Here is a 12,699-nt window from a genome sequence, read left to right on the forward strand (position 1 = left end):
CTCCTGGGCATCGCCACCACCAAAGGCCCAATCTCCTACGATATGTTGATCGCGCCGGAAGCAAAGGGATAAGCCTTGCCGCTGATTTCGGCCTCGGGGTCCTGGTTGCGCCGGATCTCCACCGGACCGTCCGGGGTCTCGACGGTGACGTGGGACAGGTCGCCGGTGATGCCGACGGGCGTGTCCTCGGCGGCGGTGGCGGTCAGGGCCGGAAACACGGCCAGGGCGGCGGCAGTCAACACGGTGGGCAGGCGGATCATCGGGCCTCCTCCTTGACGATGGAACAGGTGGCGGGTCGGGGGCTCACCCGGGCAGAATGTCGCCGATATTGTCGATGATCGCCCAGAGGATCACCACCCCGGCCACCAGCAGCGCGATCCAGATGGAGACCTTCAGCAGGATCGCCGTGGCCCCCAGCGCCGCCCCACCGACGAGCGCGGTCCTGGGCTCGCGCAGCACGGCCCCCAGCACCGCGAGGATCACGGCCACGCCGCCGGTGGCCATGCCGGCCAGGGCGATCACCCGGTCGATGTCCCAGGTGCGCGCGGTGGGCGGCGGCGGCGCTTCGCCCGCCAACGCCCGTCTGGCGGCATCCCGGATCCCGGCGGCGGTTTCCCCGATCACGGTCGAGGCTTCCGGTTGCGGCGCGAACGGCCCGGCCGAAAACTCGATCAGCACGATCAGAAGGGCGAGGCCGCCGAAGAGGACCGCCGCGATTCCGGCCCATCCGGCCGACGGGACGGACGCCGCTGGCGTGTTCGACATGATCCCTGACCCTCCGACCGATCAGTTCGAAATTGCAATCAGTTTGGGCCAGCCGCACCCGAAACTCAAGGCGGCTTCCGGGACGGCAGGGCTCCGAACCGGGATGACAGGGGTGTCATGGGTCGTGTCACCGCCCGAGATCCTTCGCCGCCGATGGCGGCTCAGGATGACATCTTATCATTGTCGTGTGTCATCCCGAGTGAGCGAAGCGAGACAAGGGATCGCGAGAGGCCTGCTCCGGCCGAGCGGACCGTGCCGTCAGGTCAACCTGAGCCCGTTGCCCTGTCCGGGACGGGGCGGTCACCCGAAATGCCGCGCGAGGCGCGCCACCGCCTCGTCCAGGGCGCTGTCCAGCTTGGCGAAGCAGAAGCGGGCATAGTGCCGCGGCGCGGCCGCCGGGTCGCGGTAGAAGGCCGAGAACGGCACCGCCGTCACTCCGGCCTCGGCGGTGATATGGCGGCAGAACTCTTCGTCCGTGCCCTCGAACCCCACGCCCCGGATGTCGGTGGTCAGGAAGTAGGTGCCGGCGCAGTCCATGACCGGAAACCCGAGGCCGCGCAGGCCGTCGGCCAGCCGGTCGCGACGGGCCGCCATGTCCGGGCCCAGTTGTTCCAGCACTGCCGGGTCCTGGCCCAGACCGGCGGCCACCGCCGTCTGCAGGCAGGTGGGGGTGGTGAACGTCAGGAACTGGTGGGTCTTGGCGATGGGCGCCATCAGCGCCGGCGCGGCCACGATGTAGCCGACCTTCCAGCTTGTCACCGAGAAGGTCTTGCCGGCCGAGCCGATGCGGGCGCATCGCTCGCGCATGCCCGGCAGGGTCATGAGCGGGATGTGTGTCCGGCCGTCGAACACGAGGTGCTCGTAGACCTCGTCGCAGACCGCATAGGTGTCGTACCGCTCGACCAGATCGGCGATGAAGGCCAGTTCGTCGGAGTCGAAGACTTTCCCCGATGGGTTCATGGGGCTGTTCAGCACGATCAGCTTGGTCTTGTCGGAGAACGCCGCCGCCAGATCGTCGCGCGGCAGGGTCCAGTCCGGCGGCGCGATCCGCACCGTGCGCGGGATGCCGCCGGCCCGCCGGATGATGGGCACGTAGCTGTCGTACAGGGGCTCGATCAGCACCACCTCGTCGCCCGGCTCGATCAGGCCGAACAGGCAGTCCGCCAGCGCCTCCGTCGCCCCTGACGTGACCATGACCTCGGCGTCGGGATCCAGGTCGAGCCCGTAGAAGCGCCGGTCATGCGCCGCCACCGCCTGCCGCAGCGCCGGAATGCCCATCATGGGCGGGTACTGGTGCGGGCCGGCCTCGGCGGCCTCGGCGGCGGCGCGCAGCACCTTGGGCGGCTCCAGACCCTCGGGGAAGCCCTGGCCCAGGTTCACGGCGTCGTGCTGTTGCGCCAGTTGGGACATGACGGTGAAGATCGTGGTGCCGTAGGACGACAGGACGGAATTGGCGGCTTTCACCGGCGGGCTCCAGGGTGCGATGCGACACGAAGACTCGACTCGGGCCATGCGTCCGGGCCGACAGGGGGCAGCCAACAGGACATTCGCGGCCCGGTCAACTCCAAGGGCGGCAGCACCCGGGGCCTGCCGCCGGGGTGTGCCCACACCTTGGGCAGGGTGCGGCTTTTTTGGGCATGCGAGAGCCGGCAGACCCGCCTTCTTCCCGAAGAAAGCTGGGGGAATCCGCGCCTGTGCGTCCCATCTGGGCAGTTGGCACGCCGCGTGATAAACACTCGACGCTTGGATGCAGGACGGGGGCCCACGTCGCCGCCCCCGCATCCCGCACCGGCCCGCGTCCAGGTCGGACCAGCCGCCGTTGTTTCGGGCAGAGAGATCGGAGTCCATGAAAAAGATCGAGGCGATCATCAAGCCGTTCAAGCTCGACGAGGTGAAGGAAGCCCTTCACGAGATCGGGCTTCAGGGCATCACGGTGACCGAAGCCAAGGGCTTCGGCCGCCAGAAGGGCCATACGGAATTGTACCGCGGCGCGGAGTACGTGGTCGATTTCCTGCCCAAGGTGAAGATCGAGGTGGTCCTGGACGACGGGCTCGTGGACCGCGCGGTCGAAGCCATCCAGCAGGCGGCCCAGACCGGGCGCATCGGCGACGGCAAGATCTTCATCACGCCGGTCGAGGAGGTCATCCGTATCCGCACCGGCGAGCGCGGCTCGGACGCCATCTGACGCCCCGGGCGCCGCAGGCTCCCCGCGCCATGACGGGCCGGCCCCGGACGGGGTGACGCCCCCGGGGACAGGGTTCGTGTTACACGTTTACCGACAGGCAACCTATCAGGATAGCCAAGGACAAGGGAAAGAACCGTCATGTCTGACGTCAGCACCATTCTTGAGATGATTAAGGAAAACGATGTCAAGTACGTCGATTTCCGCTTCACCGATCCCAAGGGCAAGTGGCAGCACACCGCCCAGCACGTGTCCACCATCGACGAGGACATGCTGACCGAGGGCATCATGTTCGACGGCTCGTCCATCTCCGGCTGGAAGGACATCAACGAGTCCGACATGATCCTGAAGCCGGACCTGGCCACCGCCGTCATGGATCCGTTCGCGGCCCAGCCCCTGCTGGTGCTGTTCTGCGACGTGCTGGAGCCGTCCACCGGCCAGCCCTATGACCGCGACCCGCGCTCGATCGCCAAGAAGGCCCTGGCCTACATGCAGTCGGCCGGCATCGGCGACACCGCGTTCTTCGGTCCCGAGGCCGAGTTCTTCGTGTTCGACGACGTCAAGTACGAAGTCAACATGAACAAGATTTCCTTCGAGCTGGACTCCGAGGAAGGCCCCTACGTCACCGGCAAGGAACTGCCCGAAGGTAACTTCGGCCACCGTCCGTCGGTCAAGGGCGGCTACTTCCCGGTGCCGCCGGTGGACAGCGGCCAGGACCTGCGCGCCGAGATGGTCACCGTCATGTGCGAGATGGGTCTGGAGATGGAGAAGCACCACCACGAGGTGGCGCCGTCGCAGCATGAGCTGGGCCTGAAGTTCGGCACCCTGATCCAGGCCGCCGACGCCATGCAGATCTACAAGTACGTGGTCCATCAGGTCGCCGCCGCCTACGGCAAGACCGCCACGTTCATGCCGAAGCCGGTCATGGGCGACAACGGCTCGGGCATGCACACCCACCAGTCCATCTGGAAGGACGGCAAGCCGCTGTTCGCCGGCTCGGGCTATGCCGACCTGTCGGACACCGCCCTGTACTACATCGGCGGCATCATCAAGCACGCCCGGGCGATCAACGCCTTCTCCAACCCCTCGACCAACAGCTACAAGCGCCTGATCCCGGGCTTCGAGGCGCCGGTGCTGCTGGCCTACTCGGCGCGCAACCGCTCGGCCTCCTGCCGCATCCCGTACGTCTCCAGCCCGAAGGGCAAGCGCGTCGAGGTCCGCTTCCCGGATCCGGCCGCCAACCCCTACCTGGCCTTCACCGCCATGATGATGGCCGGCCTGGACGGCATCGAGAACAAGATCCATCCGGGCGACCCGATGGACAAGAACCTGTACGACCTGCCGCCGGAAGAACTGCAGGGCGTGCCGACGGTCTGCGGCAGCCTGCGCGAGGCCCTGCAGGCGCTGGACGCCGATCGCGACTTCCTCAAGAAGGGCGACGTGATGACCGACGACATGATCGACGGGTACCTGGAGCTGAAGTGGGAAGAGGTGTACGCCTTCGAGCACACCCCGCACCCGGTCGAGTTCCAGATGTACTATTCGGTCTGATCTGGGGTCTTGTAGTCCCTGGGTTTGTGGCTCCGTCCAGGCGGCGCTGAGGTGCGCCCACAGGGCGCCGTCAAGCGAGAGCCAATCGGATGGCCCCCGTCGGGAAACCGGCGGGGGCTTTTCCGTGAACCGCCGCGCCGGACGCGCGCGGCGGAGGCCGCGCCTTGAAACGGTCCCGCGCGGGGGCGCCCTGCCGTCTTGCCCCCCGCGTCGCCGCATGGCATGACAGGCGGCTTCAAGAGACACGCGCGGCACGGGCCGCGCGGCCATTCGCATGACACGACCACGGAGAGCCCGGACCATGGCGCAGACCCTGTTCGACAAGATCTGGCAAAGCCACCTGGTGGAGCGTCAGGACGACGGCACCTGCCTGATCTACATCGACCGCCATCTGGTCCACGAGGTCACCAGCCCGCAGGCGTTCGAGGGTCTGCGCATGACGGGCCGTCAGGTCCGCGCGCCCAAGGCCACGCTGGCGGTGGCCGACCACAACGTGCCGACCACCGACCGCTCCAAGGGAATCGACGACCCGGAAAGCGCGTTGCAGGTCCAGACGCTGGAGGACAACTGCCGCGCGTTCGGCGTGGAATACCTCTCCATGGCCGACATCCGCCAGGGCATCGTGCATATCGTCGGGCCGGAACAGGGCTTCACCCTGCCGGGAGCGACCATCGTGTGCGGCGACTCCCACACCTCCACCCACGGCGCCTTCGGCGCGCTGGCCTTCGGCATCGGCACGTCGGAGGTGGAGCACGTGCTCGCCACCCAGACCCTGCGTCAGTCCCCGGCGAAGAACATGCGGGTGCGCATCGACGGTCAGGTGGGTCCCGGCGTGACCGCCAAGGACATCGTGCTCGCCATCATCGGCGCCATCGGCACCGCCGGCGGCACCGGCTACGTGATCGAATACGCCGGCGAGGCCATCCAGGCGCTGTCCATGGAAGGCCGAATGACGGTGTGCAACATGAGCATCGAGGCGGGCGCCCGCGCCGGCCTGATCGCGCCGGACGAAACCACGTTCGCCTACCTGAAGGGCCGGCCCATGGCGCCCAAGGGCGCCGCGTGGGAAGCCGCCGTCACCTGGTGGAAGACGCTGAAGTCCGACCCGGATGCGACCTTCGACAAGGAGGTGGTGATCGATGCCGCCGCCATCGCCCCGCAGGTCACCTGGGGCACCAGCCCGGAGAACGTGGCCCCCATCACCGGCAGCGTGCCCGACCCGGCGGCCGAGAGCGACCCCAACCGCCGCGCCGCCATCGAGCGGTCGCTGAAGTACATGGGCCTTGAGGCCGGCATGAAGCTGACGGACGTGTCCGTGGACCGGGTGTTCATCGGCTCGTGCACCAACGGCCGCATCGAGGACCTGCGCGCCGCCGCCGCCCTCGCCAAGGGCAAGCGGGTCGCCGACGGCGTGGGCGCGATGGTGGTGCCGGGCTCGGGTCTGGTGAAGGAGATGGCCGAGGCCGAGGGCCTGGATCAGGTCTTCATCGAAGCCGGGTTCGAGTGGCGCGAGCCGGGGTGCTCCATGTGTCTGGCCATGAACGCCGACCGGCTGGAGCCGGGCGAGCGCTGCGCCTCCACCTCGAACCGCAATTTCGAGGGCCGGCAGGGTCGCGGCGGCCGCACTCACCTGATGAGCCCGGAAATGGCGGTGGCCGCCGCCGTGACGGGCCGTCTGGCTGACGCCCGCGATCTGGCATAATACCAACGGCCTCTGCCGAGGGCCGTTGAAGTCCGTGGCCGGCCCACGCCCCCACCCGGCCACCCAACGCGAGTATCCTGTGGGTGGCCGGGTGGGCGCGTGGGCCGGTGCCGCGCGGCGGGTGAGGCAATCTCACCCGCCGCGGGAATAAATCCGTAGGGCGGGTTCGCGCCGGAGGCGCAACCCGCCGGGGATGGGGCCGCAGACGGCGGATTGCCCCGCTGCGCGGGGCGACTCCGCCCGACCTGGTGATGGTATCTGGTGATGGCGTCCGTCCGGCGGGCGGAGTCACTCGGCCGCCGGGCCGCCCATGGATTCGGGCACGGTCACGGTGACGGCGCGGCCGGCCACCGTCTGGCCGAGAGTCTCCACCAGGGGCGGCACGACCAGGGAGGCCGTCTGCGCCCGCGACAGGCCGTTCATGGGCGTATCCACCCAGCCCCGCCACACATACCCGCCGTCGGCCGGGTCCTGCACCATGACCTCGAGGCGCAGGGTGGATCGGAACGAATCCTGCCGCCGGTGCAGCACGTTGCCTTCGACACCGGCGGTGCGGCCCTGAAGCGCGGTGACGTTGATGCCGGGGTGGGTCTCGCGCGCGGGGCGGTCGCGGCGGATGTCGCTGGTTTCGAGCACCCCCTTGGCCAGCACCGGCACGCCCGAGGGCACCACGTAGAGATCGAACTCCACCGCCAGCGGCGCGGCGGCGGCCTCGCCGTCTCCCCGCGCCGCCAGCGCGGCGTCGAGCGCGCGGGCGACGGCGGTGTGGGCCTCCGAATCGTCGTAGCGGCGGATCACGTAGGACCGGCCGTCCTCCGGCATCGGCCCCAGGCGCGCCGCGTTCACCGTGGCGGTCAGCGGGGCGACCGCCGCCTTGGCCGGATCGTCGCCCTGCGCCGTCTGGGCGACGGCGGCGACCGGCGCTGCGGCCAGCAGGCCGAGCGCCAGAGCGCCCGCCAAGGGTGTCGTGAACAGTCCCATGGTGCGGATCATCGTACGTCCTGTCTTCGTCGGTGCGGGACGGGCCCGTCCCGGTCTGGGTCAGCCAAAGCTGGCAGCCTAGGGGCAGCCTAGTGGGTTTTGCGCTTGGGTGGAATGCGTTCCCGCCGGTTCTCACGGCCACGGGCTCAGGGGAAAGGGCGGACTCCTGGTATGATCTGCGACGGACTGGAGACCTGGGCTCGAGATCCTTCCGTCGCTTCGCGCCGTCAGGATGACATCAAAAAATTCTATTCGTCATCCTGAGCGCCCGGACGGCGCGAAGGATCTCGGGAGGCAGAGTGACCCGTGCGGACGGCGCACTCCCGTGAACCTGAGCCCGTTGCCCTGGCGGATCCTGCCCTTATCCCACCGTGGTTTTCAGGCGCTCGATCATGTCGGCGAGCGTGACCCCGTCCGCCCGCGCGGTGAACGTGGGCGCCATGCGGTGGATCAGCACCGGCCGCGCCAGGGCCAGAACATCATCGATGGACGGCGCCAGTCGCCCGTCCAGGATGGCGCGCGCCCGGCAGGCCAGCGCCAGCGCCTGGCTGGCGCGCGGCCCCGGACCCCAGGCCACGTGGGCCTTGATCTCGGGCAGGTCCGAGGTCTCCGGCCGGCCGTTGCGGACCAGGGTCAGGATGGCTTCGACCACGCTTTCGCCCATGGGCACCCGCCGGACCAGCCGCTGCGCGGTGACAAGGTCTTCGTGCGACAGGACCGGCACGGGCTCGGTGGTGGCGTCGGTGGTGGTGGTCGCCAGCATGGCGCGCTCGGCCTCCCGGTCGGGATAGCCGATGTCCACCTGCATCAGGAAGCGGTCCAACTGGGCCTCGGGCAGGGGGTAGGTGCCCTCCTGCTCGATGGGGTTCTGGGTCGCCAGCACATGGAACGGCGCCGGCAGGTCGTGATAGTGGCCGGCGACCGAGACCTTGTGCTCCTGCATGGACTGCAACAGGGCGGACTGGGTGCGCGGACTGGCGCGGTTGATCTCGTCGGCCATCAGCAGTTGGCAGAACACCGGCCCCGGAATGAACCGGAAGCCGCGCCGCCCGGACTCGTCCTGCTCCAGCACCTCGGAGCCCAGAATGTCCGCCGGCATCAGGTCGGGCGTGAACTGCACCCGCTTGGCGTCCAGGCCCAGCACCACGCCCAGGGTCTGCACCAGGCGGGTCTTGGCGAGCCCCGGCACGCCGATCAGCAGGCAGTGCCCGCCCGACAGCAGGGTGACCAGCGTGCCGTCGATCACCTCCTGCTGGCCGAAGATGACCCGGCCGATGGCCGCCCTCGCCGCCTTGATTTGAGAGCCCAGCCTTTCTACGTCTTCGAGCAAGGCAGGGTCGGCGGGCTGGTCCGGGATGGACACCGCGGGGTTCAGGGCTTCCGTCTCTGACATCACGGCCGGGTCTCCTTTCCGCGCTGAGGCACGCACTCGATCACGAGGACCGTTCATGGGGCTGAACGCCAGAGACACCGAATGGCACGGCGACACCAACCAGCGGATCACGCCCGAACCGGACGAACCGCCACGGCTTGCGGCGCTGGACACACCCGGCGCCGGGGGCCGCCCCCGCCACTTCTGCGGTGACCTGGGTCTCTCCATAGATCGGGATGGCGTGTGGCATTACCAGGGCTCTCCGGTCGGCCGGAAGGAAATGGTCTGCCTGTTCGCCTCGGTGCTGCACCGGGCCGAGGACGGCACCTACTGGATGGTCACACCGGCCGAGGTGGGCCGCGTCACGGTCGAGGACGTGCCCTTCATCGCCGTCGAGATGTTCGTGCACAGTTGCGGCCCCGGCCAGTGCCTGAGCTTCCGCACCAATTGCGACGAGGTGGTGACCGTGGACGCGGACCACCCGCTGCGGCTGGACCACGACCCCGGGACCGGGGAGCCGCTGCCCTACGTCACCGTGCGCGACGGGCTGGATGCCCGGCTGACCCGCGCCGTGTATTATGATCTGGTGGCCCGCGGGGTCGAGGATACCAGCACCGGGGAACGACGGTTCGGCGTATGGAGCAGGGAAACCTTTTTCTGTCTGGGCACTCTGGACGAGGACTAGACCGCGCCGAACTGGCCCGGCGCCTCGGCGCGGGGGCGGGACTCGGGCACGGCTCGGACATGGCCATCGCCGCGCTGCTGGGCGGGGAGGGCGCCCGCCTGTTCCTGGCCGACCGGCCGCCGCCGCCGCACCGGCCGGCGGCCGTGCTGGTGCCGATCCTGGACCACCCGCCGGGCGAGGCCGAGGGCCCCGCCATCGTCTTCACCCGCCGCGCCATGCACCTGGCGCACCATCCCGGCCAGGTCTCGTTTCCGGGCGGCCGGGTGGATGACACCGACGACGGACCGGCCGCCGCGGCCCTGCGCGAGGCGCGGGAGGAAACCGGCCTGGATCCGGCGCGGGTTGACCTGGTGGGCCGTCTGGATGACTACATCACCGTGACCGGCTTCCGGATCACGCCCTTCGTGGGTGTGGTGACGCCGCCGGTCCGGCTGGTCCCGGACCCCACCGAGGTGGACAGCATCTTCGAGGTGCCGCTGGCCTTCCTGATGGACCCCGGCAACCACAAGCACGGCGTGCGCGAGAAGGACGGCAAGCACCGCCCCTATTTCGCCATTCCGTACGGAGACCACTTCATCTGGGGCGCCACGGCCGGAATCCTGATGAACCTGTTCGCCATCCTGACCGGCGCGGCCCCGCCCGCGCCACCCGCTGACGAGGCCCCCGAACCATGCGCGTCTTCCTGACCGTCATCCTGCCCCTGCTGGCCCCCAGCCTGCTCTATCTGGCCTGGCTGCTGATGCGCCCCGGACCGGCCCCCCACACCCAGGGCGGCGCCGCCCCCGGCGACGGCCAGGGCGGCGGCCGCCTCGCCCGCCTGATGAACGAGGACGTGCCCTGGCTCACGCTGGTCGCCACCGGGGCCGGCCTGACCTTCGTCGCGGTCACGGCGATGTATGTGCTGCAGCCGACGGGGCGGACGGACATGGAGTACGTGCCGCCGCGCTACGAGGACGGCAAGATCATTCCGGGTGAGTTCGTCCCGCGCGAGGACGCCGACGGCCAGTGACCCCCCCTCCCCACCGGGGGCGGGCGACCCAGGGACAGGAGACCATGACACGGGACTGGAGCCGGTTCAGCCATCGGGACCCGGTCGGCCAACTCTCGGCCGATCCCTGGCTGACCGCGCCCACGCTGCACCGGCTGGTGGAGGCGCTGCGGGCCGATGGGACCGAGGTGCGTCTGGTGGGCGGCTGCGTGCGGGACGGTCTGCTGCGCCGCCCGGTCACCGATGTGGATCTGGCGACTCCGGATCGGCCCGAGGTGGTCACCGCGCTGCTGGAGCGCGCCGGCATTTCGACGGTGCCATGGGCGCGCGGCCTGGCGCACGGGACCGTGCTGGCCGTGGTGGATGAAACCCCCTTCGAGGTCACCACGCTGCGCCGGGACGTGGCCTGCGACGGCCGCCACGCGGACGTTGCGTTCACCGACGACTGGATGGCCGACGCCGGCCGGCGCGATTTCACCATCAACGCCCTGTCGGCGACGCCCGAGGGCGCGGTCTATGATTACCACGACGGCATGACCGACCTTGCGGCCGGACGCATCCGCTTCGTCGGCCGGGCGGTCGAGCGCATCCGTGAGGACGCGCTGCGCATGCTGCGCTTCGTGCGCTTCCAGGCGCATTACGGCCAGGGCGCGGCGGATCCGGAGGCTCTGGGGGCCTGTCAGGCCATGGCGGCCACCGTGGCGGGCCTGTCCGGCGAGCGCATCCGCACCGAACTGCTCAAGACGCTGGCCGCGCCCGATCCGGCCGGCGCCCTGCTGCTGATGCGCCGGGCCCGTCTGCTGGAACACGTGCTGCCCGAGGCCGAGCACTTCGGCACCCTGCGCATGCTGGCCTTCCTGGAGACGCGCGGCGTGGTCGCGCCCGGCGTGGCGCCCGATCCCCTGCGCCGGCTGGGCGCGGTGGTCCGGGGCGGCGAGGCCGGGACCACCGCCCTGGCCGCGCGCCTGCGGCTGTCCCGGGCGGAGACGCGGCGGCTGGTGGGCATCGCCGCCACCCCGCGCCCCCTGCGCCCCCGCGCCGACATGGGCGAGGCCGACCGGCGGCGGTTGCTGGACCGCATCGGCCCGGACCTGTTCCGCGACCTGTGTCTGGTGGACTGGGCCGCCGAGCGCGACAACCGGGGCCACACGGATTCGGCCCGCTCGCTGCGCTGGATGGCGCATCTGGAGGGCGCCGCCGCCTTCGCGCCGCCGCCGTTCCCGCTCAAGGGCGGCGACCTGATCGCGGCCGGCGTGCCGCGCGGTCCCAAGGTGGGGCGCACGCTGTCCCGGCTGCGCGACTGGTGGCTGGCGGAGGGCTACCGGCCCGACCGCGACGCCCTGCTGGCCCGGGCGCGCGAGACGGCGGGGGCGGACGCGGGGACCCGGCACGGGCGCTGAGGCCGCGGCACGCCGCCCGTTTCCCTACTGTTTTCTCTAGCGACACCCAACCGTTTCGGGCAGACTTTTCGGACGAAGCACGCAGGGGCGGCGCGGCTCCGGCCAAATCAAGCCCGGCGCGGGAGGACACATGGTGCGGGTCGCTCTTGCCACCGACATCCGGCTGTTCCGCGACTGGCTCGCGGACACCCTGCAACGCAACGACCGATTCCGGATCGTGGCCTCCGCGCCGGATCTGGCCGCCCTGGACAGCGGCATCCGCGAACACGGCCCCGACATCGCCCTGGTGGACACCCGCCTGCCGGAAGCCCGCCAATGGGTGGCCGGCGCCAGTGACCGCTATCAGGGCGTCCGCTTCGTGGGCTTCGGGTCGGGCGGCGATGTCGAGAGCAAGGCCAACTGGATCGCCGCCGGGGTGTGCGACGTCATCGACCGCAACTGCTCGCTCACCGAGTTCGTGGAAACGCTGGTCGCCGCCTCGCGGCACGAGGCGCTGCTGGAACCCCGCGTCGTGCGGGCCGTCATCACCCGGCTGCATGCCGCCTCGCGGGGGACCGGGTCGGACATCCGCCTGGACGGCCTGACCCGCACGGAAAAACGCATCCTCACCGAGCTGGAGCGCGGGCTGGCGAACAAGGAAATCGCCTGCAACCTGAATTGCGCCGAGGCCACGGTGAAGAACCACCTGCACAGCATCTACACCAAGACCGGCCTGGGCAACCGCATGAAGCTGGCGGCGTGGTACCGCGTCCAGCGCGGCCCCGGGGCGGGCGCGCCCTGATCCCCACGGCCACCGAGGAGGGGCCTCCACGCCCGCCGGCTCTTTTGCGTCATCCTGAGCCGCTGGAAGCGGCGAAGGACCTCGGGAGACCGAGCGACTCCCAGCCGGCAGATCCCGCCTCAGCCCGAGATCCTTCGGCCGCGTCGCGGCCTCAGGATTGTCTGTTTGATTTGTGGCATTGTGGAGATGCCGGGTTGCGGGGCCCCGGGTGGCCACCCGGGGCCCCGCACCGGATCGTGTGATCGTCTCAGGATGGGGTCTTTGCCCGTTGTCATCGTGATCCGCGATCCGG

13 protein-coding genes are annotated in these 12,699 nt (G+C 70.0%); 8 read left to right on the forward strand and 5 right to left on the reverse strand.

Annotated features, from left to right (window positions below; genetic code table 11):
- Positions 1 to 35: 35 nt before the first annotated feature.
- The 3 genes from GHC57_RS17590 to GHC57_RS17600 form a co-directional block, all read right to left on the reverse strand.
- Positions 36 to 260: a hypothetical protein gene (locus GHC57_RS17590; RefSeq protein WP_153346698.1), complete on the reverse strand. Its 225-nt coding sequence runs from the start codon at positions 258 to 260 to the stop codon at positions 36 to 38.
- Positions 261 to 303: 43 nt separating this feature from the next.
- The gene (locus GHC57_RS17595) at positions 304 to 765 is read right to left on the reverse strand and encodes a hypothetical protein (protein ID WP_153346700.1); all 462 of its coding nucleotides are present in this window, start codon (positions 763 to 765) and stop codon (positions 304 to 306) included.
- Positions 766 to 1,065: 300 nt separating this feature from the next.
- Complete coding sequence (locus GHC57_RS17600) at positions 1,066 to 2,229, reverse strand: aminotransferase (protein WP_170294954.1); 1,164 nt, start codon at positions 2,227 to 2,229, stop codon at positions 1,066 to 1,068.
- Positions 2,230 to 2,611: 382 nt separating this feature from the next.
- On the opposite strand from GHC57_RS17600, the gene GHC57_RS17605 reads away from it, so the two are divergent.
- The 3 genes from GHC57_RS17605 to leuC all read left to right on the forward strand — a co-directional run bounded on the left by GHC57_RS17605 (position 2,612) and on the right by leuC (position 6,200).
- Entirely contained in the window at positions 2,612 to 2,950 is a 339-nt protein-coding gene (locus GHC57_RS17605) for a P-II family nitrogen regulator (protein WP_153346704.1), read from the forward strand.
- Between the two features lie 138 nt (positions 2,951 to 3,088).
- Entirely contained in the window at positions 3,089 to 4,498 is a 1,410-nt protein-coding gene (gene glnA / locus GHC57_RS17610; RefSeq protein ID WP_153346707.1) for a type I glutamate--ammonia ligase, read from the forward strand.
- 301 nt (positions 4,499 to 4,799) lie between these two features.
- Positions 4,800 to 6,200: a 3-isopropylmalate dehydratase large subunit gene (gene leuC, locus GHC57_RS17615; protein ID WP_153346709.1), complete on the forward strand. Its 1,401-nt coding sequence runs from the start codon at positions 4,800 to 4,802 to the stop codon at positions 6,198 to 6,200.
- Positions 6,201 to 6,488: 288 nt separating this feature from the next.
- On the opposite strand, the gene GHC57_RS17620 is transcribed toward leuC, so the two are convergent.
- Both GHC57_RS17620 and GHC57_RS17625 read right to left on the reverse strand, forming a co-directional pair.
- A complete protein-coding gene (locus GHC57_RS17620; protein ID WP_153346711.1) occupies positions 6,489 to 7,193 on the reverse strand; it encodes a hypothetical protein in 705 nt (234 codons plus the stop codon).
- Between the two features lie 349 nt (positions 7,194 to 7,542).
- A complete protein-coding gene (locus tag GHC57_RS17625; protein ID WP_153346713.1) occupies positions 7,543 to 8,574 on the reverse strand; it encodes an AAA family ATPase in 1,032 nt (343 codons plus the stop codon).
- 55 nt (positions 8,575 to 8,629) lie between these two features.
- Between GHC57_RS17625 and GHC57_RS17630 the strand changes: the two genes are divergently transcribed.
- The 5 genes from GHC57_RS17630 (at position 8,630) to GHC57_RS17650 (ending at position 12,407) form a co-directional block, all read left to right on the forward strand.
- A complete protein-coding gene (locus GHC57_RS17630) occupies positions 8,630 to 9,238 on the forward strand; it encodes a DUF1285 domain-containing protein (RefSeq protein WP_153346715.1) in 609 nt (202 codons plus the stop codon).
- A gap of 59 nt (positions 9,239 to 9,297) precedes the next feature.
- On the forward strand, positions 9,298 to 9,924 hold the full coding sequence (locus tag GHC57_RS17635; protein ID WP_246152459.1) for a CoA pyrophosphatase: 627 nt from the start codon (positions 9,298 to 9,300) through the stop codon (positions 9,922 to 9,924).
- Positions 9,909 to 10,247: a hypothetical protein gene (locus GHC57_RS17640; protein WP_153346718.1), complete on the forward strand. Its 339-nt coding sequence runs from the start codon at positions 9,909 to 9,911 to the stop codon at positions 10,245 to 10,247. The genes GHC57_RS17635 and GHC57_RS17640 overlap by 16 nt, the downstream gene beginning before the upstream one ends.
- A 44-nt stretch (positions 10,248 to 10,291) precedes the next feature.
- Positions 10,292 to 11,626, forward strand: a complete 1,335-nt coding sequence (locus GHC57_RS17645) for a CCA tRNA nucleotidyltransferase (RefSeq protein ID WP_153346720.1) — start codon at positions 10,292 to 10,294, stop codon at positions 11,624 to 11,626.
- 130 nt (positions 11,627 to 11,756) lie between these two features.
- The gene (locus tag GHC57_RS17650; protein WP_153346722.1) at positions 11,757 to 12,407 is read left to right on the forward strand and encodes a response regulator transcription factor; all 651 of its coding nucleotides are present in this window, start codon (positions 11,757 to 11,759) and stop codon (positions 12,405 to 12,407) included.
- The last annotated feature ends 292 nt before the right edge of the window (positions 12,408 to 12,699 follow it).

Origin of the sequence: Roseospira navarrensis, assembly GCF_009601025.1 — a bacterium.
GTDB lineage: Bacteria > Pseudomonadota > Alphaproteobacteria > Rhodospirillales > Rhodospirillaceae > Rhodospira > Rhodospira navarrensis.

Bases quoted from the DNA above. Each gene is read 5' to 3' on its own strand.
- GHC57_RS17620 (WP_153346711.1), bottom strand. From the start codon at position 7,193: ATGATCCGCACCATGGGACTGTTCACGACACCCTTGGCGGGCGCTCTG.
- GHC57_RS17630 (WP_153346715.1), top strand. From the start codon at position 8,630: ATGGGGCTGAACGCCAGAGACACCGAATGGCACGGCGACACCAACCAG.
- GHC57_RS17625 (WP_153346713.1), bottom strand. From the start codon at position 8,574: ATGTCAGAGACGGAAGCCCTGAACCCCGCGGTGTCCATCCCGGACCAG.
- glnA (WP_153346707.1), top strand. From the start codon at position 3,089: ATGTCTGACGTCAGCACCATTCTTGAGATGATTAAGGAAAACGATGTC.
- GHC57_RS17595 (WP_153346700.1), bottom strand. From the start codon at position 765: ATGTCGAACACGCCAGCGGCGTCCGTCCCGTCGGCCGGATGGGCCGGA.
- GHC57_RS17590 (WP_153346698.1), bottom strand. From the start codon at position 260: ATGATCCGCCTGCCCACCGTGTTGACTGCCGCCGCCCTGGCCGTGTTT.
- GHC57_RS17645 (WP_153346720.1), top strand. From the start codon at position 10,292: ATGACACGGGACTGGAGCCGGTTCAGCCATCGGGACCCGGTCGGCCAA.
- GHC57_RS17640 (WP_153346718.1), top strand. From the start codon at position 9,909: ATGCGCGTCTTCCTGACCGTCATCCTGCCCCTGCTGGCCCCCAGCCTG.
- GHC57_RS17605 (WP_153346704.1), top strand. From the start codon at position 2,612: ATGAAAAAGATCGAGGCGATCATCAAGCCGTTCAAGCTCGACGAGGTG.
- GHC57_RS17650 (WP_153346722.1), top strand. From the start codon at position 11,757: ATGGTGCGGGTCGCTCTTGCCACCGACATCCGGCTGTTCCGCGACTGG.
- leuC (WP_153346709.1), top strand. From the start codon at position 4,800: ATGGCGCAGACCCTGTTCGACAAGATCTGGCAAAGCCACCTGGTGGAG.
- GHC57_RS17635 (WP_246152459.1), top strand. From the start codon at position 9,298: ATGGCCATCGCCGCGCTGCTGGGCGGGGAGGGCGCCCGCCTGTTCCTG.